Raw genomic sequence first — 18,814 nt, forward strand, 5'->3', positions numbered from 1 at the left:
CACCAGTACCATAGGAGCGAACCATGTTCCGCTTCGTTTTGCGCCGCATCGGCATGGTGATACCGACGTTCATCGGCATCACCATCCTCGCGTTCGCGCTGATTCACCTGATCCCGGGCGACCCCATCGAAGTGATGATGGGCGAGCGCGGCGTCGATCCGGCCATGCACGCGGCCGCGATGCACCGCCTCGGGCTCGACGAGCCCCTGCCAATCCAGTACTTCCACTACATCGGCCGCGCCCTGCACGGCAACCTCGGCACCTCGATCATCACCAACACCAGCGTGATGGGCGAATTCCTCGCGCGCTTTCCCGCCACGGTCGAACTGTCGTTCTGCGCAATGCTGTTCGCGCTGATCGTCGGCCTGCCGGCGGGCGTGTTCGCGGCGCTGAGGCGCGGCACGGTGGTCGATCACGGCGTGATGGGCACCGCGCTGACCGGCTACTCGATGCCGATCTTCTGGTGGGGCTTGATCCTCATCATGGTGTTCTCGGTCAAGCTCGGCTTGACGCCGGTGTCGGGCCGCATCGCGGTCGAATACGACATTCCGCACGTGACCGGCTTCATGCTGATCGACTCGCTGATGTCCACCGACGAAGGCGCGTTCACGTCCGCGCTCAGTCACCTGATCCTCCCCGCGATCGTGCTCGGCACGATTCCGCTCGCGGTCGTCGCGCGCATGACGCGCTCGTCGATGCTCGAAGTGCTGCGCGAGGACTACATCCGCACCGCGCGCGCGAAGGGGCTGTCGCCGGGACGCGTGATCGTCGTGCATGCGCTGCGCAATGCGCTGATTCCGGTCGTCACCGTGATCGGCCTGCAAGTCGGTACGCTGCTTGCGGGCGCGGTGCTGACCGAAACGCTGTTTTCATGGCCGGGCATCGGCAAGTGGCTGATCGACGCGATCGGCCGGCGCGATTATCCGGTCGTGCAGGGCGGTATCCTGCTGATCGCGACGCTGGTGATCGTCGTGAACCTCGTCGTCGATCTGCTGTACGGCGTGCTCAACCCGCGCATTCGCCATACGAGGTAAATCACTATGGCTGACATTCAAAACACCGTCCCCCAGGCGGTCACCCCGCCGAGCGGCCGCGCCATCGCGGCGCGCGAATTCTGGGTGAACTTCTCGCGCAACCGCGGCGCGGTCGGCGCGGGCATCATCGTGCTGGTGCTGATCTTCATCGCGATCTTCGCGCCGCTGATCGCGCCGCACAGCCCGATCGAGCAGTATCGTGACTCCGTCAAGATTCCGCCCGCGTGGCTCGACGGCGGCAACTGGAAGTTCATTCTCGGCACCGACGAAGCGGGCCGCGACATCCTCTCGCGTCTGATGTACGGCGCGCGGCTGTCGTTCTGGATCGGCTTCGTGTCGGTAGTGCTCGCGCTGATTCCGGGCGTCGTGCTCGGGCTGATCGCCGCGTTCTTCGAGAAATGGGCCGACACGCCGATCATGCGCATCATGGACGTGCTGCTCGCGCTGCCGTCGCTGCTGCTCGCGGTCGCGGTGGTCGCGATCATCGGTCCGGGTCTCGTCAACACAATGCTCGCGATCGCGATCGTCGCGCTGCCGGGCTATGTGCGTCTGACGCGCGCGTCCGCGCAAGGCGAATTGCAGAAGGAGTACGTAACCGCCTCGCGCGTTGCCGGTGCGGGCACGTTGCGGCTGATGTTCTCGCAGGTGTTGCCGAACTGCACCGCGCCGCTGATCGTGCAGGCCACTCTAGGCTTTTCGTCGGCGATTCTCGATGCCGCCGCGCTCGGGTTTCTCGGCCTTGGCGTGCAGCCGCCGTCGGCGGAGTGGGGCGCGATGCTCGCGTCGGCGCGCGATTACATCGACAGCGCATGGTGGATCGTCACGATGCCTGGCCTGTCCATCCTGATCTCGGTGCTTGCGATCAACCTGCTCGGCGACGGGCTGCGTGACGCGCTCGACCCCAAACTGAAACGGATGGCCTGAACATGAGCAATCTACTGACCATCCGCAATCTCGCGGTCAACTTCGGCGGCCTGCCCGCGGTCGACCGCATCAATCTGGACATCGCACCGGGCGAAGTGCTCGGCGTGGTCGGCGAATCGGGCTCGGGCAAGAGCGTGACGATGATGGCGCTGATGGGCCTGATCGACGCGCCCGGCAAGGTCACCGCCGACGAAATCAAGTTCGACGGCAAGAACCTGCTGAACGCCTCCGCGAAGGAACGCCGCAAGATCATCGGCAAGGACATCGCGATGGTGTTCCAGGACGCGCTGACGAGCCTGAACCCGAGCTACACGGTCGGCTATCAGATCAAGGAAGTGCTGAAGCTGCACGAAGGCTTGCGCGGCAGCGCGCTGGACAAACGCGCACTCGAACTGCTCGATCAGGTCGGCATTCCCGATGCGAAGAACCGCATCGGCGCGTTTCCGCATCAGATGTCGGGCGGCATGAACCAGCGCGTGATGATCGCGATGGCGATCGCCTGCAACCCGAAGCTGCTGATCGCCGACGAGCCGACCACCGCGCTCGACGTGACCATCCAGGCGCAGATCATGGAACTGCTGATGCGCCTGCAGAAGGAACGCGGCATGGCGCTCGTGCTGATTTCGCACGATCTGGCGGTGGTGTCCGAGGTCGCGCAGCGCGTCGCCGTGATGTACGCGGGCGAGGTGATCGAGACGAACAAGGTGCCCGACATCTTTGCCGCGCCTCATCATCCGTACACGGAAGCGCTGCTGGCCGCGATTCCCGAGCACAACGTGGGCGCGGTGCGGCTCGCAGCGCTGCCGGGCATGGTGCCGGGCCGCGACGACCGGCCCAAGGGCTGCCTGTTCGCGCCGCGCTGCAAGTACGTGGTCGACGACTGCATGAAGGCGCGCCCCGCGCTCGCCGCGCTGCCCGCCCATGCGGAATTCACGCGCGTGCGCTGCATCAAGCCGCTGAACCTCGAGAAGGACGCCAACGTTCACACGCAAGGAGGCGCCCGATGAGCGCAGTACCCGAAACCCGTCGCCAGTCGGATCGTCCTGGCGATCACGTGCTCGTCGCCGATCAGCTCGCGCGCTACTACACGGTCAAGCGCGGCATGTTCGCGCACGGCACGGTGAAGGCGCTGAACGGCGTGTCGTTCGCGCTCGAACGCGGCAAGACGCTGGCGGTGGTCGGCGAGTCCGGCTGCGGCAAGTCGACGCTCGCACGTCAGCTGACGATGATCGAAACGCCGAGCGCGGGCCGCCTGCTGATCGATGGCGAGGACGTGGCCGGCGCGAATCACGAGAAAATCGCCGCGCTCAGGCGGCGCGTGCAGATGGTGTTCCAGAACCCGTTTGCGTCGCTCAATCCGCGCAAGACCGTCGAGCAAACCCTCGGCGAACCGCTCGCGATCAACACGCAGATGAGCGCGACCGAGCGCGCCGAGCGCATCGCGCAGATGATGCGCACGGTCGGCCTGCGGCCCGAGCACGCGAAGCGCTATCCGCACATGTTCTCCGGCGGCCAGCGTCAGCGGGTCGCGATCGCGCGCGCGATGATCCTCGATCCGCAGATCGTCGTCGCCGACGAACCGGTGTCCGCGCTCGACGTGTCGATCCAGGCGCAGATCCTGAACCTGTTCATGGACCTGCAGGATGAGTTCAAGACGAGCTACGTGTTCATCTCGCACAACCTGTCGGTGGTGGAGCATATCGCCGACGACGTGATGGTCATGTACTTCGGCGGCGTCGCCGAGCTCGGCGACAAGAAGCGCATCTTCTCGAAGCCGCGCCATCCGTACACGCGCGCGCTGATGTCGGCGACCCCGTCGATCTTCGAGGCGGACCGCACGATCAAGATCAAGCTGCAAGGCGAAATGCCGTCGCCGCTGAATCCGCCGTCGGGCTGCACGTTCCATCAGCGCTGCCCGTACGTGATCGATCGTTGCCGCAGCGAGGTGCCGAAGCTGCGTGAAGTGGATGGGCGCCTCGTCTCGTGTCACCGCGCCGAAGAGGTGGGGGACGTGGATGCCTGATGGGGTGGCGGCGCGTCGTCTTGCGCGCCGCTTGTGTGAGGGCGGCGGGATAGCCGCCTTCGTGCGGCGCCGCGGGGCGCGTGCGCCGGTGGGCGCCGCGCCCTGCGGCGCATTTGCTGGAAGCTTCTTCAGCGAGTTTTTTCGCACGTTTTTCTGCGCGGTTGTCGATGCGCTCGCGCGCGCCTTTTGCTCCGTAGTTCTTCACGCTTCGCTGTCCGCTTTTTTGCGCGTAGGCTGCGCGCTGTCGGTCGGCGCGGCCGTGCCCGGCATCGCCGACGCAGCCGGCGCGGCGGCCAATACGCCAGCCCCCGCGGCCCAGGCGGCCCGGCCAGCGGTTAATGTGCCAACCACGCCACCGCCGTCGATTGCGCCGCCCCCGGTCCCCGGCACCACCGCGAGCGGACCGGTGCGTCAGCAACCGGCGCGCATGCCGTTCTATGTCGCGACACGCGGCAATATCACCATCTATGTGCTCGGCACGCTGCACGTCGGCGATCCGGCCGACTATCCGGCGGCGCAGCCGTTCCGCGCGCCGATCCTCGCGGCGCTCGCCGCGTCGCCGACACTCGCGCTCGAACTGTCGCCCGACGAACTGCTGGTGTCGCAGGACGACGTCTCCAAGTACGGCGTGTGCAAGCACGACTGCCTGCCGGGCCTGCTGCCCGAGCCGTTGTGGCACAAGCTCGCGCTGCGGCTGCGCGGCAACCCGGCCGCGCTCGATGCGATCAAGAAGATGCGGCCGTGGCTTGCGTCGCTGGTGGTCGAGACCTACGACTCGCTGTCAGCGGGTCTGCAAACTGAGTACGGTACCGAAGCGCAATTGCAGAACGTGTATCTGAAGACGCGCGGCAAGATCGTCGGACTCGAAACGCTCGCGCAGCAGATGCGTTCGTTCACCGGACTGTCGGCCGCGCAGCAGCGTGAGATGCTCGCACAGGACCTGGTGCAGACGCCGGCGCAGAACGTCCAGGACGTGCGCACGCTGCATCGGCTATGGCAGGTCGGCGATGCCGATGCGATCGCCGCGTGGCAGGCCGCCAAATCCGAGAAGCTCGCGCGCGATCCCCGCATCTCCGATTCGATCGACAACCGGATCGTCTACGAGCGCAATCGCCGCTTCGTCGCGAAGATGCTGCAGCTCGCCGCGCCGAACAAGCCGCTGTTCGTCGCGATCGGCGCGCTGCATCTGGGTGGACCGAAGGGCGTGCTGCAGCTGTTGCGGCAGCACGGCTTCGTAGTGGAGGCGGGCTGAGCGGCGCAAGACCGCTCGCGTCTTTTCACGCGCCGCTTCTCTGAGCGACGCGCTTGTCAGCAGCGCTACAGAAACATCAAGAAATTCAACAGAAAGATATTGATCACCAGCAGCGTCAACGCCGTCGGAATCTGCGCCTTGATCACCGCATTCTTGTCGGGTAATTCGAGCAGTGCGACCGGCACCATGTTGAAGTTTGCGGCCATCGGCGTCATCAGCGTGCCGCAGTAGCCGGAGAACATGCCGATCGCGGCCATCACGGCCGGGTTGCCGTGGAATACGCCGACGAGGATCGGCACCCCGACGCCGCCCGTCATCACCGGAAACGCCGCGAAGCCGTTGCCCATCACCATCGTGAACAGCGCCATGCCGATGCAGTACACGGCCACCGCGACGAAGCGGTAGTCGAGGCTGATATACGACGTGGTCACGTGCGCGACCGCCTTGCCGACGCCCGCGTCCGAGAACACGAGGCCGAGCATGCCGAGCATCTGCGGCAGCACCGCGGCCCACGACAGCGCATCGACGAGGCGGCGCGCCTCCTTCATCGACTGACCGACCGTGTCGCGCGTGATCACGCAGGCGATCGCGAGTGCGATCACGCAGCCGATGCCGAAGCCGATCAGCGTGACGTTGGCCTTCTCGATCAACGGCACGCCGCCGAACACGAGATGGCTGGCCGCGAGCGTGATGATCACGGTGACGACCGGAATCGTCAGCGCGGGCACGAACAGCTTGTTGCGCAGTCGCGCGGCGCTCGCTTGACGCGCTTCGAGCGACAGCGTCTTCGGCTTGCCCGCGGTGACGCCGCCGAAGCCCGCGATCAGCGCCATCGCGATCACCGCGACGCCGACCACGGCCGGCGGCAGCCGGTCGCCGATCAGGAAGATCAGCGCGTAAAGAATCCAGAAGCCGCCCGCGGTGAAGCGGCGCGGATGCTGGCGGTCCGTAACGATCATGCCGCCGACGATCAGCAGCACGATGCCGAGCAACCAGAACAGATAGGTGATCGTGAAGGTCATGCTTCATCTCCGGTAGCACGTGTGGCCGACGACGGTTTCGATGCGGCAGTCGCTTTCGCGCTCGAAGTACCGCCCGACACCTTGCCGCGCAATTCACGCTCGAGCCACCGGTCGAGCAGCCAGAGCCGGAAGCCATGCACGATGAACGCGCTGATCGCGGTCGGAATGCCCCACACCGCCACGTGAATCGGCTCCACGACGATGCCCGCTTCCTTCAGGAAGGTCGTCATCAGCACGATCGCTCCGAACGCGACGAAGATGTCCTCACCGAAAAAGAGGCCGACGTTGTCGGTTGCGGCCGAGAACGCGCGCAGCCGGAAACGCACCGCGTCGCTGATCTTGCCGAAGCGGTTCTCGGTCGCGCCCTCGGCCATCGGCGCGATCAGCGGACGCACCATCTGCGGATGGCCGCCGAGCCCGGTCAGGCCGACCGCGGCGGTCAGCTCGCGCACGGCCAGATAGACGATCAACAGACGCCCGGCGGTCGCCGCCTTGATGCCGCTGATCCATGCCTGCGCACGCTCGCGCAGGCCATGTCGTTCGAGCAGGCCGATCACCGCGAGCGGCAGCAGGATGATCAGCGGGATGTTGCGCGTCTTGATGAAGCCGGTGCCGATCAGCGCGAGGATTTTTTCCGGCGGGAAGTGCGCGGCGAAACCGGTGACGATCGCGGCGACGGCCACGATCAGCATCGGATTGAAGCGCAACAGAAAGCCAACGATGATGACCGCCACGCCGATGAGCGGCCAAAGACTGACAGTTGTCTGCATCAGGGTCTCCAAAGAGGTTACAACTTCGCCGCGGGTGGCGGCTGACGTGAACCGGTGCATGCGGCCCCATGCGCCGGCGTGCTGCCGCGGCTCTGCGGCCGCGTCGAACTCTCTTTACCTGCCCCGCGGATGCGTGTGCGTCGGCATCGGCGGGTTTGCAGCGGGCATCACCGCGCGAGCGTGCACGGTGGCGATGCGAACGCTCAGACGCGCGCGACGCCCGCCGGGTGCACTTCGATGCCGGCGTCGGCGAGCGCGGCGCGAATGCGTCGCGCGAACGCGAGCGCGTGCGGGCCGTCGCCGTGCAGGCAGATGGTTTGCGCCTTCAATGGCACCCACTGTCCGTCGACGGCCTTCACGCGTTGCTCGCGGATCATCGTAAGCGTGCGCGCGAGCACTTCGTCCTCGTCGTCGAGCAGCGCGCCCGGCTCCTTGCGCGGCACGAGCGAGCCGTCGGCGCGATAGCCGCGGTCGGCGAACACTTCCTCGATCGCGGTCAGGCCCGCATTGCGCGCGGCGCTGACGAGCCCGCTGTTGGCGAGCGCGAACACCGCCACCGACGGATCGAAGTCGTGCACCGCGGAGACGATCGCGTCGGCGATCTTCGCGTCGCGCGCGGCCTGGTTGTACAGCGCGCCGTGCGGCTTCACATGCGCGATGCGTCCGCCCTCGGCCTGCGCGATCGCCGACAGCGCACCGAGCTGATACAGCACGCCCGCGTAGATCTCGCCCGCCGGCAGATCCATTTCCTTGCGGCCGAAATTCTCCGGATCGTTGAAGCTCGGATGCGCGCCGATGGACACGCCTTTCTGCACGGCCCAGCGCACGCAGTCGCGCATCGCGTTGGGTCCGCCCGCATGCCAGCCGCATGCGATGTTGGCCGAGCTCACGAGGTCGAGCAGCGCCTCGTCGGAGCCGCAGCCTTCGCCGAGATCGGCGTTCAGATCGATTTCCATGGGGATTCCTTTTCTCACCGTTACAGCGCCGCGAGCGCCGCCTGGCGCGTGCAACGCTCTTCATGCATCGCGATCGCGGCATCGATCTGCCGCAGATACGTGCGTTCTTCCAGCAAAGCCTGGCGCGCCTCGTAGGGCGTCGTCGGGATGAAACGGACCGCCGCGTTCAGGCGCACCTGCGCGAGCTTCCACAGATCGGCCTGGATCACCGCGCCGATCTTCGGATAGCCGCCGGTGGTCTGCGCATCGCTCATCAGCACGATCGGCTGACCGTTCGGCGGCACCTGGATCGTGCCGGGCAGCACGGCGTGCGACAGCAGATCGGTCTTGTGCGTGCGTTTCAGTTCCGTGCCGGCGAGGCGGTAGCCCATGCGGTTGCTGTTCGGCGTGACGAGCCACTCGTCGGACCAGAACGACTGCTGCGCATCCGTGGTGAAGCTGTCGTATTCGGGGCCGCGCAGCACGCGGATCGGAACCGCCCACGGCACGCCCGACGGATGTCGGCCGCGCCGCAGCGGCTCGGGGACCAGCACGAACTTGCACCATGTGGGCGCCTTCACGCCGAACGCGGGCGCCTCCGGCGCGAAGCCGAGTTGGCCGCGCTGCGGCGGCGCGCCGACCGGCAGACGGTCGCCATCGTTGAGCGCGCGGCCGCCGAGTCCGCCGAAACGACCGGCGAGATCGGTGCTGCGCGAGCCGAGCATCGGCAGTACGTCGATGCCGCCCGCCACGCACACATAACCGCGCATGCCGCGCTTCGCCGCGTTCAGCACGAGTTCCTGGCCGGCCTGCACGGGCAGGCTCCACCATGAAAAGACCGGCTTGCCGTCCAGCGTCGAGCCGAAGTCGGGGCCGGCGATCGCGACGCGCGTTGCGCGCAGAAAGCGCAGCACGGTCGGGCCGAAGGTGATTTCGAGGCCGGCCGCATCGGGGCGATTGCCGACCAGCCGGTTGCCGACTTCGAGCGACAACCGGTCGAGCGCACCACTCATCGCGACACCGAGATGCCGGTAGCCGTGGCGGCCGAGGTCCTGGATCGTGGTCTGGAGACCCGCGCGGATCACGTCGATCATGCGTGCATCCCCGCGATCGTGAAGCGCACCCGGTCGCCGGGCTGCAGCAGGGTGGGCGGGCGGCGCGCCGGGTCGAACAGCGGCACCTCGGTGCGGCCGATCAGCTGCCAGCCGCCCGGCGACACCGCCGGATAGATGCCGGTCTGCTCGCCGCCGATGCCGACCGAGCCCGCCGGCACTTCGAGCCGTGGCGACGCGCGGCGCGGCGTGTGCAGCGCCGCGTCGAGCCCGCCCATATAGGCGAAGCCGGGCTGAAAGCCGAGAAAGAACACCACGTAGGCGCCGCCCGCATGACGCTCGACGACCTCTCGCGCGCTCAAGCCCGTATGTTCGGCGACCGCCTGCAGATCGGGGCCGAATGCGCCGCCGTACTGCACCGGAATATCGACGTCGCGTGTTGCTGCGGCGGTTTCTTCCGCTGCGTTCCAGGCCGTCAGCAACTGCTCGCCGAGCGCGTCGGCGTCCGTCGCGAGGGGGTCGAACACGAGTGTCAGATTGTTCATGCCGGGCACGACCTCGAGCACCTGCGGCCAGTCGCGCGCGGCTTCAGCGGCGGCCCACACGCGCTGCTGGCACTCCAGCGTGGCGGGCGGGGGCGCTTCGCAGACGAGCGCGGCATCGCCGAGGGGAAAGATTCGTGGTTGGCTCATGGCTGGACGGCCCGGATCGAGTCGGAAAAGGAGCCGGACAGCGCGGCGCGTTGGCGCATGTCCGGCACGGAGTCGGCGACGTTTGGAGAATACATTATCAATAAAATATCGACGATTTACCAATAAGCGTTTTCGCCAGGCTCGTCGGCGACTGGGCATCGTCGTACACTTGCGACACTTTTCCAGCCCATTTTCGTCACGGGAACCTCGTATGACGCGTCATCCCACCAAGATCGTTTCGTCGGAACACCTCGTCTCCGAGAGCAGCGCGGAGCTGTCCGAGCTCGAATACGCGCTGATCATGGCGGGCAATGCGTTCAACCGCTGGATGGTGCGCTGCATGTCGGCGGCCGGCGACAAGGACATGACCGCGATCGAGGTGTCGCTGCTGCACCACGTGAGCCATCGCGAGCGCCGCAAGAAACTCGCGGACATCTGCTTCGTGCTGAACATCGAAGACACGCACGTCGCGACTTACGCGTTGAAAAAACTCGTAGCTAGAGGGTACGTAAAAAGCGAAAAGACCGGCAAGGAAGTGTTCTTTTCCGCCACCGACGCGGGCCGCGAGCTATGCCTGAAGTATCGCGAGGTGCGCGAGAACTGCCTGATCTCGACGCTCAAGGAAAGCGGCCTGACCAACCAGCAGATCGGCGAGGCCGCGCAGTTGATGCGCAATGCGTCGGGGCTGTACGACACGGCGGCGCGCGCGGCCGCTTCACTGTAACGACGAAATAGCGCGCAAACGCCGCGCATCACACGCCGCGCATCGCGCGTTCAGTCCGGCAGCGCCGGATGAAACCCCGCTTCGGTCACGATCAGATCGAGCGGAATGTCGTGCGCCTCACGCTCCAGCGTGTCGGTGCGGCACGCTTCGTACGCGATGCCGACCGTGACCGGCTTGTGCGCGGCCGGCCAGCCGGCCAGCGTGCGGTCGTAATAGCCGCCGCCGTAGCCGAGGCGATAGCCGTCCGAGTCGAAACCCACGCAGGGCACGAACAGCAGCTCGGGCAGCACGACGCGCCCCGAAGTGGGCTCGGCAATCTTGTGATGGCCGATTTTCATCGGCGTCGCGGGCGTCCACGCATGGAATTCGAGTGCCATGCCACGTTCTTTAATGATTGGCAGACTGGCTTCGTGATGCGAATCCGCGGCGAGCCAGATCCCGATCGCGCCGCGCGCGTCGAACTCGCCGGCGAGCGGCCAGTAGAATCCGGCGCTGCGTACCGCGTAGTGCTTCAGCGCGTCGAGCATTCGACGCCCGAGCGCGGCATTCTTCGATGGCTCGGAAGCCGCTTGCAGACGGCTTTCCAGCAACATCCGGCGCAGCGCCTTTTTGGTTGCGGGGACAGGGTTGCATGCTATGCTTGGGTCCAATTCGCGCTCCAGAAACAACGATGTCAAAACGCCTTTTTCGAGTATATCGCGCGGCCGGTATCGCGCTGGCCGCAGCGGCACTCGTGGCCTGCAGTACTGCCTCGGCCGTCAAGCCTCTCCCGATCTCCCAACTCACGAACGACGACCAGATTTTCGTCCAGCTTCGCGAAGCCGCGCGCACTAACGACGCGGCGCGCGCAGCCCAGCTCGCGAGCATGATCCCGGATTATCCGGCGCCCTCGTATCTGGAGTACTTCCAGATCAAGCCGCAGCTGTTCGATTCGACCGGCCATGCGCGCATCGACGCGCCGGACGCGCCGGTGCTCGCGTTCCTGCAGAAGTACGACGGCCAGGCGATCGCCGATCGCATGCGCAACGACTATCTGACCGTGCTCGGCACGCGTCACGACTGGCGCAACTTCGACCAGCAGTACGCGAAGTTCGTGCTCGACGACGACACTCAGGTCAAGTGCTACGCGCTCGAATCGCGCGCGTCGCGCGGCGAGAACGTCGCGGACGCGGCGCGCGCGCTGCTCGTCGAGCCGAAGTGGTACGGCGACGGCTGCGTCGATCTGATCACGGTGCTCGGCGTGAACCGCCAGTTCAGCGCCGACGACATCTGGGCGCAAATCCGTCTCGCGTACGAGCAGAACTACACGAGCACGGGCAGCAAGCTCGTCGACGCGCTCGGCGACCCGCCGCCCGACCCGGTGCTGTTCGGCCAGGCGGTCGATACGCCGCCGCTGCTGCTCGCGCGCAGCGTCGGACCGGATGCGCAATCGCATCAGCTGGCGCTGCTCGCGATCACGCGCATGGCGCGCAACGATCCGGCCATGGCCGCGGCGACGTTCGCATCGGTCGCGCCGTCGCTGAATTCGCCGGAGCGCGCGATCGGCTGGGGCACGATCGGCTATCAGGGGGCGCTCAAGCAGATGCCTGCCGCGGTCGACTGGTTCCGGCTGTCGGCGAACGCGCCGCTGTCGAATCCCGCGTATGAATGGCGCACCCGCAGTGCACTGCTTGCCGGCGACTGGAACATGGTGCGCTGGTCGATCGAGCAGATGCCCGAGTCGCTGCGCAAGCAGCCGTCGTGGGTGTATTGGCACGCGCGCGCGCTGAAGCAGGCCGGCGACACCGCCACGGCCAACCAGGAATTCCAGTCGATCGCGTCGAACTTCAACTTCTACGGCCAGCTTGCGCTGGAAGAGCTCGGCCAGAAGATCACCGTGCCGCCGAAAACCACGGTCACCGACGCCGAAGTGCAGCAGGCCGGCACCACGCCGGGTTTCGATCTGGCGCAGCGCTTCTATGCGCTGAATCTGCGGCTCGAAGGCAATCGCGAGTGGAACTGGCCGCTGCGCGGCATGACCGACCGGCAACTGCTGGCGGCCGCCGAGTACGCGCGCCGCATCGAGCTGTACGACCGCACCGTCAACACTGCGGACCGCACGAAGAGCGAGCATGATTTTTCGCTGCGCTATCTATCGCCGTTCCGCAACATCGTCGAGCAGGACGCGCAGTCGAGCGGGCTCGACGTCGAGTGGGCGTACGGGCTGATTCGCCAGGAGTCGCGCTTCATCATCAACGCGCGCTCGGATGTCGGCGCGGGCGGACTGATGCAGCTGATGCCCGCCACCGCGCAACTGGTCGCGAAGAAAATCGGTCTGGGCCCGCTCTCGCGCGAGCAGATGAACGACATCAACACCAATATCCTGCTCGGTACGAACTACCTGGCGATGATCTACAATCAGTTCGACGGGTCCGCCGTGCTGGCCACCGCTGGCTACAACGCAGGTCCGGGCCGTCCGCGCAACTGGCGGCAGTCGCTGCAGCGCCCGGTCGAAGGCGCGGTGTTCGCCGAGGCGATTCCGTTCCAGGAAACTCGCGACTACGTCAAGAATGTGCTGTCCAACACGGTCTACTACGCGGCATTGTTTGAAGGCCGTCCGCAATCGCTGAAGGCGCGCCTGGGTTACATCGCACCGTAAGCGCCTTGCCGCCGCAATCTCGTTTCGAGGTTGCGGCGCGCTTCGCCAGCCGTTGCCGCGGCTTCCATCAGGGAGTCGAAAAATGCGACATCAAGCTATCGCGGTCATCGGCGGCTCCGGGTTCATCGGCAGCTACCTCGTCAACTCGCTCGTCGAAATGGGCAAGGATGTGCGCGTCGCCACGCGGCGACGCTACAACGCGCGCCATCTGACCATGCTGCCGATCGACGTTCTCGAAACCGACGTGTTCGATCCGGTGCAGCTCGCGCGCTTCGTCGAAGGCGCGGATTGCGTGATCAACCTCGTCGGTATCCTGAACGGCAAACGCGGCAAGCCCTATGGACGGGAGTTCGCGCATGCGCACGTCGAGTTGCCGACGCGCATCGTCGCCGCCTGCGAAGGCAAGGGCGTGCATCGGCTGATTCATCTGAGCGCGCTCGGCGCCAATCCGAGCGGCCCGAGCATGTATGCGCGCTCGAAGGGTGACGGCGAGAAGGCGGTGCATGCGGCGAATGTCGCGTGGACGATCTTCCGGCCGTCCGTCGTGTTCGGTCCCGAGGACGCGTTTCTGAACAAGTTCGCGTTTTTGCAGCGCGTGTTTCCGGTCATCCCGCTCGCGATGCCGGACGCGCAATTCCAGCCGGTCTATGTCGGCGACGTCGCGAAGGCGATCGTCAACGTGCTCGATATGGATGGCGCGGGCGGCCGCACCTACGAGCTCGGCGGCCCGACCGTCTATACGCTCGAAGACCTGGTGTCGTATTGCGGCGACGTGATCGGCAAGCATGCGCGCATCATCCGTCTGCCCGAGCCGCTCGCGCGGCTGCAGGCGCTGAGCTTCGAATTGGCGCCGGGCGAACCGGTGATTTCGCGCGACAATCTCGATTCGATGAAGGTCGCCAATATTCTGAGCGGGCCGCTTGCGCCGGAGCTCGGACTCGAACCGGTCAGCATCGAAGCGATCGTGCCGACGTATCTGACCGGCGCGGCCTCGGGTTCGCGACTCGACACGTTCCGCGCCAGCGCGGGGCGCTGAATCCTCGCTCAATCCCATCTCACACTCCCTGATAACAAGCATGAAACTGCTGATTGGTGACAAGAACTATTCGTCGTGGTCGATGCGTCCGTGGCTGCTGCTCACGCACTTCGGCATTCCGTTCGACGAGGAACTGATCCTGCTAAACGAAGCGGACACGAATGCGAAGATCCACGCTCAGGCACCGCGCGGACCGGGCAAGGTGCCGTGCCTGATCGACGACGCGGGGCAGGCCGTGTGGGATTCGCTCGCGATCGCCGAAACGCTCGCCGAGCGCTTTGCCCAACACGCGCTGTGGCCGCGTGACGCGGCGGCGCGCGCGCATGCGCGCAGCGTCAGCGCCGAGATGCATTCGGGCTTCGGCGAATTGCGCTCGAAGATGTGGATGAACATCCGTGCGTCGTTCCCGGGCAAGAACGCGACGCCGGGCGCGCTCGCCGACATCGCGCGGATCGAGACGATCTGGCGCGACTGCCTCGACACCTACGGCGGTCCGTTTCTGTTCGGCGAATTCGGCATTGCCGACGCGATGTACGCGCCCGTCGCAATGCGCTTCAACACGTGGAAGCCGGCGTTGTCGGAGACCTCGGTCGCCTATGTCAAGCGGCTTACCAAGCTGCCCGCGGTCAACGCATGGATCGATGCCTCGCGCCGTGAAACGCACGCGATCGCCTATCAAGACGAATGCCCATGAATATCTATGCAGTAGGTGGCGCGGTCCGCGACGAGCTGCTCGGCGTACCGGTGCAGGACCGCGACTATGTGGTGGTGGGCGCGACGCCCGAGCAGATGGTCGCGCAGGGCTATCGGCCGGTGGGCAAGGACTTTCCGGTATTCCTGCATCCGCAGACGCACGAGGAGTACGCGCTCGCGCGCACCGAGCGCAAGACGGCGGCCGGTTATCACGGCTTCCAGTTTTTTTATGCGCCCGACGTGACGCTCGAAGAAGACCTTGCGCGCCGCGATCTGACGATCAACGCGATGGCGCGCGAGGTGCGCCCGGACGGTGCGCTGACCGGCCCCGTCATCGATCCGTTCAACGGCCAGGCGGACTTGCAAGCGCGGCTCTTTCGCCATGTCAGCGATGCGTTCCTCGAAGATCCGGTGCGGATTCTGCGCATCGCGCGTTTCGCGGCGCGCTTCGTCGATTTCATGGTCGCGCCGGAAACGCTGGCGCTGATGCGCGAGATGGTCGCCGACGGTGAAGCCGATGCACTGGTGGCCGAGCGCGTGTGGCAGGAAGTATCGCGCGGACTGATGGAGAAGAAGCCGTCGCGGATGTTCGACGTGCTGCGCGACTGCGGCGCGCTCGCGCGGATTCTGCCGGAGATCGATGCGTTGTTCGGCGTGCCGCAGCGCGCCGACTATCACCCCGAAGTCGATACCGGTGTTCACGTGATGATGGTGCTGGACCATGCCGCGCAGCAGGGCTACACGCTGCCGGTGCGCTTCGCGGCGCTGACACACGACCTCGGCAAGGCGACCACGCCCGAGGAGCAACTGCCGCGGCACATCGGCCACGAGGGCCGCAGCGTCGATCTGCTGAAGCCGCTGTGCGAGCGGCTGCGCGTGCCAAATGAATGCCGCGATCTGGCGATGCTGGTCGCGCGCGAGCACGGCAACATTCATCGCGTGATGGAGATGGGGGCGGCGGCGCTGGTGCGCCTGCTCGAGCGCAGCGACGCGATCAGGAAGCCGGCGCGCTTCGCCGAGGCGCTGCAGGCCTGCGAGTCCGATGCGCGCGGGCGGCTCGGCCTCGAGATGAGCGAGTACCCGCAGGCCGAGCGGCTGAGGGTGGCGTTGGTGGCCGCGCGAGGCGTGGATGCGGGAGCGGTGGCCAAGCGGCTCGCCGATGCACCGGCCGGCATCAAGGACGCCGTGCATGAGGAGCGGGTGCGCGCGGTGCAAGCGGCGCTTGCCTGAAGCGGTGCTAACGTGAAGCGGCGCGCGGTGCCTACAACACCCGCGCCAACAGCGACAACAGAATCGACAGCACCAGCGTCGACATGAACGGAAACGGATACTCGCGGCCGAACAGCCGCAAGGTCACGTCGCCGGGCATCCGGCCGATGCCGAGCTTCCGCAGCCACGGCCAGCACGACGACAGCACCGCGACGGCGACGAAGGTAGTCAACAGCCAGCGAATCATCGCGAGTCCTCGAACCGGAGCAGTTTCACAATCACAGCGTATGCGAGCGGTCGCCGCTCGAAAAGGCGCGCAGCGTATCGTCGAGTCCGCGTGAAAACGCGATCACCTTGAAGAGTTCGCCCATCTCCGCCTCGGACAGCAGCTTCTGTACCGCGTTGGCTGCGGGCAGAAAACGCCTGGTGTCGGCGGGATCGATTTCGCCGAGCACCTCGGTGACGCCCGCGTTCAGCAGGAAGCGCGCTTGCGAAGTGAAGCCGAGCAGATCCGCGCCGGTGTCGACGCCCGCCTCGGCGATGCCAGTGAATTCGACGTGCGCGGTGATGTCCTGCAGACCGGGGTACAGGAACGGGTCGCCGTGCGCGCGATGCCGGTAGTGGCACATCAGCGTGCCCTGCGAGCGCTGGTCGTGGTAGTACTCGTGGCGCGGAAAGCCGTAGTCGATCAGCAAGATCGCGCCGCGCGCGAGCATCGTGCAGATGGTGCGCGTGAAACCGCGGGCGGCTTCGTGCGTTTCGGTCACATAGCCGTCGCCGGCATTCTCGCGATCAGTATCGATTTCGGTCAGCAGCGCGCGGTCCGCGGCGGCCGCGACGGGGCGGTCGTCGAATGCGAATGCGCCGTCGCGCCAGACCACGCCGCGCTCGTGCCAGACACCGCCGTTTTGCGCGAAGAGCCGCACCGGCATCGCATCGAGCACCTCATTGCCGATCACCACGCCTTCGAAGCGCTCCGGCAATGCGTCGAGCCAGCGCACTTTGGCGAGCAGCGCGGGCGCGGCCGCCGCGATCGTTTCGCGCTGCCGCTCGCGCAGCTCACCCGACAGATCGACGATCGAATAGCTGTCGAATTCGGCGCCGAGGGTGTCGAGCGCATTGAGCAGCCCCGCGGCGAGCTTGCCGGTGCCGGCGCCGAACTCCATCACCTCGCGCGTGCCGCTCGCCTCCAACGCTTCCGCGACCGGGCGCGCGAGCGTCGCGGCGAACAGCGGTGACAATTCCGGCGCGGTGACGAAGTCGCTGCCGTCGTCGGCGCGCAGGCCGAATTTGCGTGCACCGCCGCTGTAGTAGCCGAGCCCCGGCGCGTACAAAGCGCGCTCCATGTAGCGGTCGAACGGCAGCCAGCCGCCGGCCGCGTCGAGCTGGGCGCGGATCTCGGCGACGAGCGCGTCGGACTGCGCGAGCGCGCTCGGGCCGGGAGCAGGTAAACTATCGGGTTGGTGAGCTTTCGGATTCATCCCCGCATTGTAAATGACCGTTTCTCCGGACATCGCTGCCCGCGCGGCCGAAGCGCCGACTGAACCGCCCCGCGTCGTGCTGATTACCGGCGCCGCGCGCCGCATCGGGCGTGCGCTCGCGCTCGGCTTTGCCGCACGCGGCTGGGACGTGGCCGTGCACTATGGCGCCTCGCGTGAGGATGCCGACGAAGTGGTCGCACAGATCGTCGCGCTGGGCCGCCGCGCGGTCGCGCTGCACGCCGAGCTCGGCGACGAGGCACAGGTCGCGCGGCTGCTGCCGGACTGTACTGCCGCCCTCGGGCGGCCGTCGTGCATCGTCAACAACGCGTCGCGCTTCGAGGAAGATACGGCACGCGACGTCGGCTACGATCTGCTGCTGAAGCTGACCGCGATGAATGTCGGCGCCCCGCTGGTGCTCGCGCGCATGCTTTACGACGCGACGCCCGATGCCGCGTTGCGCGACGAAAGCCAGCGCAGCGTGGTCATCAATGTGCTGGATCAGAAGCTGTACAACATGAACCCGGACTATCTGTCGTACACGCTGTCGAAGGCGGCGCTGCAGACCGCGACGGTCGCGCTCGCCCAGGCGCTCGCGCCGAAGGTCCGGGTGGTCGGGCTCGCGCCTGGCCTGACCATGCAATCGGGCGACCAGACCCAGCACGGGTTCGAGGCCGCCCACCGTATGACGCCTCTCGGCCGTGCGTCGCGGCCCGAGGATATCGTCGCCGCCGCGCTGTATCTCGCGGATGCAGCCGGCGTCACCGGAACGACGCTGGTGGTCGACGGCGGGCAGCATCTCGTGCCGCTGCCGCGCGACGTAATGTTTTTGACGGGCGCCTGACACGCGCGCGCGGCCAGCCTTCGATGCGGCCGTCGCGAGTGGCGCAGCGCCCCTTTGCGTGCCCGCACGCTTTTTTGATTGGAACGAACATGTTTGCCGCTCTTTCGCACCCCCGGCTCGCCGATTGCCGCCGGCTGTTTCTGCGCAATTACGAAGTGCATATCAACATCGGCGTGCACGACTTCGAAAAGCGCGGCGAGCAGCGCGTCGTGATCAACGTCGAACTGTTCGTGCCGCTCGCGATGTCCACGCCGGTGCACGACAAGCTCACCGAAGTCGTCGACTACGATTTCATGCGCTCGACGATCGCCAAGCGCGTGTCGCAAGGCCATATTCATCTGCAGGAAACGCTGTGCGACGACCTCGTGCGCGTGATGCTCGAACATCCGCAGGTGCGCGGCGCGCGCGTGTCGACCGAGAAGCCGGACGTATATCCGGACTGCGATGCGGTCGGCGTCGAAGTCTTCCGCATCAAGGAGGACTGAGCG

20 protein-coding genes are annotated in these 18,814 nt (G+C 66.4%); 12 read left to right on the forward strand and 8 right to left on the reverse strand.

The genetic code is table 11. The features are described from left to right. Positions 1-23: 23 nt before the first annotated feature. Genes G5S42_RS30030 through G5S42_RS30050 form a run of 5 tightly spaced genes read left to right on the forward strand, consistent with a single transcriptional unit; the run spans position 24 to position 5,233 of the window. Positions 24-1,034 (forward strand): ABC transporter permease subunit, encoded by a 1,011-nt coding sequence (locus G5S42_RS30030; protein WP_176110037.1) that lies wholly within the window; start codon positions 24-26, stop codon positions 1,032-1,034. Between the two features lie 6 nt (positions 1,035-1,040). After that, positions 1,041-1,958 carry an ABC transporter permease subunit gene (locus G5S42_RS30035; protein WP_176110038.1) on the forward strand — a complete coding sequence of 306 codons (918 nt, stop codon included), beginning with the start codon at positions 1,041-1,043 and terminating at the stop codon, positions 1,956-1,958. A 2-nt stretch (positions 1,959-1,960) separates the two neighbouring features. Further along, positions 1,961-2,965, forward strand: coding sequence for an ABC transporter ATP-binding protein (locus G5S42_RS30040; protein ID WP_176110039.1), 1,005 nt, complete (start codon positions 1,961-1,963; stop codon positions 2,963-2,965). Next, complete coding sequence (locus tag G5S42_RS30045) at positions 2,962-3,981, forward strand: peptide ABC transporter ATP-binding protein (protein ID WP_176110040.1); 1,020 nt, start codon at positions 2,962-2,964, stop codon at positions 3,979-3,981. Before G5S42_RS30040 ends, G5S42_RS30045 begins: the two co-directional genes overlap by 4 nt. After that, positions 3,974-5,233 carry a TraB/GumN family protein gene (locus G5S42_RS30050; RefSeq protein WP_176110041.1) on the forward strand — a complete coding sequence of 420 codons (1,260 nt, stop codon included), beginning with the start codon at positions 3,974-3,976 and terminating at the stop codon, positions 5,231-5,233. The genes G5S42_RS30045 and G5S42_RS30050 overlap by 8 nt, the downstream gene beginning before the upstream one ends. Before the next feature lie 65 nt (positions 5,234-5,298). On the opposite strand, the gene G5S42_RS30055 is transcribed toward G5S42_RS30050, so the two are convergent. From G5S42_RS30055 to pxpB, 5 genes are all read right to left on the reverse strand, one after another. Beyond that, positions 5,299-6,255 (reverse strand): DUF979 domain-containing protein, encoded by a 957-nt coding sequence (locus G5S42_RS30055; protein ID WP_176110042.1) that lies wholly within the window; start codon positions 6,253-6,255, stop codon positions 5,299-5,301. After that, positions 6,252-7,025, reverse strand: coding sequence for a DUF969 domain-containing protein (locus G5S42_RS30060; protein WP_176110043.1), 774 nt, complete (start codon positions 7,023-7,025; stop codon positions 6,252-6,254). Before G5S42_RS30060 ends, G5S42_RS30055 begins: the two co-directional genes overlap by 4 nt. Positions 7,026-7,228: 203 nt before the next feature. Then, positions 7,229-7,981: a 5-oxoprolinase subunit PxpA gene (gene pxpA / locus G5S42_RS30065; RefSeq protein WP_176110044.1), complete on the reverse strand. Its 753-nt coding sequence runs from the start codon at positions 7,979-7,981 to the stop codon at positions 7,229-7,231. Positions 7,982-8,001: 20 nt separating this feature from the next. Next, positions 8,002-9,054: a 5-oxoprolinase subunit C family protein gene (locus G5S42_RS30070; protein ID WP_176110045.1), complete on the reverse strand. Its 1,053-nt coding sequence runs from the start codon at positions 9,052-9,054 to the stop codon at positions 8,002-8,004. Next, positions 9,051-9,704 carry a 5-oxoprolinase subunit PxpB gene (pxpB, locus tag G5S42_RS30075; RefSeq protein WP_176110048.1) on the reverse strand — a complete coding sequence of 218 codons (654 nt, stop codon included), beginning with the start codon at positions 9,702-9,704 and terminating at the stop codon, positions 9,051-9,053. Before pxpB ends, G5S42_RS30070 begins: the two co-directional genes overlap by 4 nt. Before the next feature lie 211 nt (positions 9,705-9,915). Here pxpB and G5S42_RS30080 point away from each other — a divergent pair, with 211 nt between their 5' ends. Continuing rightward, complete coding sequence (locus tag G5S42_RS30080) at positions 9,916-10,428, forward strand: winged helix DNA-binding protein (protein WP_018418717.1); 513 nt, start codon at positions 9,916-9,918, stop codon at positions 10,426-10,428. A gap of 50 nt (positions 10,429-10,478) precedes the next feature. Here the strand turns inward: G5S42_RS30080 and G5S42_RS30085 are convergent, their stop codons facing one another. Beyond that, positions 10,479-11,021 carry a 5-formyltetrahydrofolate cyclo-ligase gene (locus G5S42_RS30085; RefSeq protein WP_246392102.1) on the reverse strand — a complete coding sequence of 181 codons (543 nt, stop codon included), beginning with the start codon at positions 11,019-11,021 and terminating at the stop codon, positions 10,479-10,481. 77 nt (positions 11,022-11,098) lie between these two features. On the opposite strand from G5S42_RS30085, the gene G5S42_RS30090 reads away from it, so the two are divergent. From G5S42_RS30090 to G5S42_RS30105, 4 genes are all read left to right on the forward strand, one after another. Continuing rightward, on the forward strand, positions 11,099-13,066 hold the full coding sequence (locus G5S42_RS30090) for a lytic transglycosylase domain-containing protein (RefSeq protein ID WP_176110049.1): 1,968 nt from the start codon (positions 11,099-11,101) through the stop codon (positions 13,064-13,066). An 82-nt stretch (positions 13,067-13,148) separates the two neighbouring features. After that, positions 13,149-14,102 carry a complex I NDUFA9 subunit family protein gene (locus tag G5S42_RS30095; protein WP_176110050.1) on the forward strand — a complete coding sequence of 318 codons (954 nt, stop codon included), beginning with the start codon at positions 13,149-13,151 and terminating at the stop codon, positions 14,100-14,102. Positions 14,103-14,142: 40 nt separating this feature from the next. Beyond that, positions 14,143-14,796, forward strand: a complete 654-nt coding sequence (locus G5S42_RS30100; RefSeq protein WP_176110051.1) for a glutathione S-transferase family protein — start codon at positions 14,143-14,145, stop codon at positions 14,794-14,796. Continuing rightward, complete coding sequence (locus G5S42_RS30105; RefSeq protein WP_176110053.1) at positions 14,793-16,025, forward strand: multifunctional CCA addition/repair protein; 1,233 nt, start codon at positions 14,793-14,795, stop codon at positions 16,023-16,025. The genes G5S42_RS30100 and G5S42_RS30105 overlap by 4 nt, the downstream gene beginning before the upstream one ends. Positions 16,026-16,056: 31 nt before the next feature. Here the strand turns inward: G5S42_RS30105 and G5S42_RS30110 are convergent, their stop codons facing one another. Together G5S42_RS30110 and G5S42_RS30115 are read right to left on the reverse strand one after the other, a co-directional pair. Further along, a complete protein-coding gene (locus G5S42_RS30110) occupies positions 16,057-16,251 on the reverse strand; it encodes a DUF2905 domain-containing protein (RefSeq protein ID WP_013090808.1) in 195 nt (64 codons plus the stop codon). 31 nt (positions 16,252-16,282) lie between these two features. Next, a complete protein-coding gene (locus G5S42_RS30115) occupies positions 16,283-17,485 on the reverse strand; it encodes a class I SAM-dependent methyltransferase (RefSeq protein WP_176110054.1) in 1,203 nt (400 codons plus the stop codon). 13 nt (positions 17,486-17,498) lie between these two features. On the opposite strand from G5S42_RS30115, the gene G5S42_RS30120 reads away from it, so the two are divergent. Both G5S42_RS30120 and G5S42_RS30125 read left to right on the forward strand, forming a co-directional pair. After that, entirely contained in the window at positions 17,499-18,326 is an 828-nt protein-coding gene (locus tag G5S42_RS30120) for an SDR family oxidoreductase (RefSeq protein ID WP_176110056.1), read from the forward strand. Between the two features lie 89 nt (positions 18,327-18,415). Then, positions 18,416-18,811, forward strand: coding sequence for a dihydroneopterin aldolase (locus G5S42_RS30125; protein WP_013090805.1), 396 nt, complete (start codon positions 18,416-18,418; stop codon positions 18,809-18,811). The last annotated feature ends 3 nt before the right edge of the window (positions 18,812-18,814 follow it).

The sequence above is a fragment of the Paraburkholderia youngii genome (assembly GCF_013366925.1).
Lineage (GTDB): Bacteria > Pseudomonadota > Gammaproteobacteria > Burkholderiales > Burkholderiaceae > Paraburkholderia > Paraburkholderia youngii.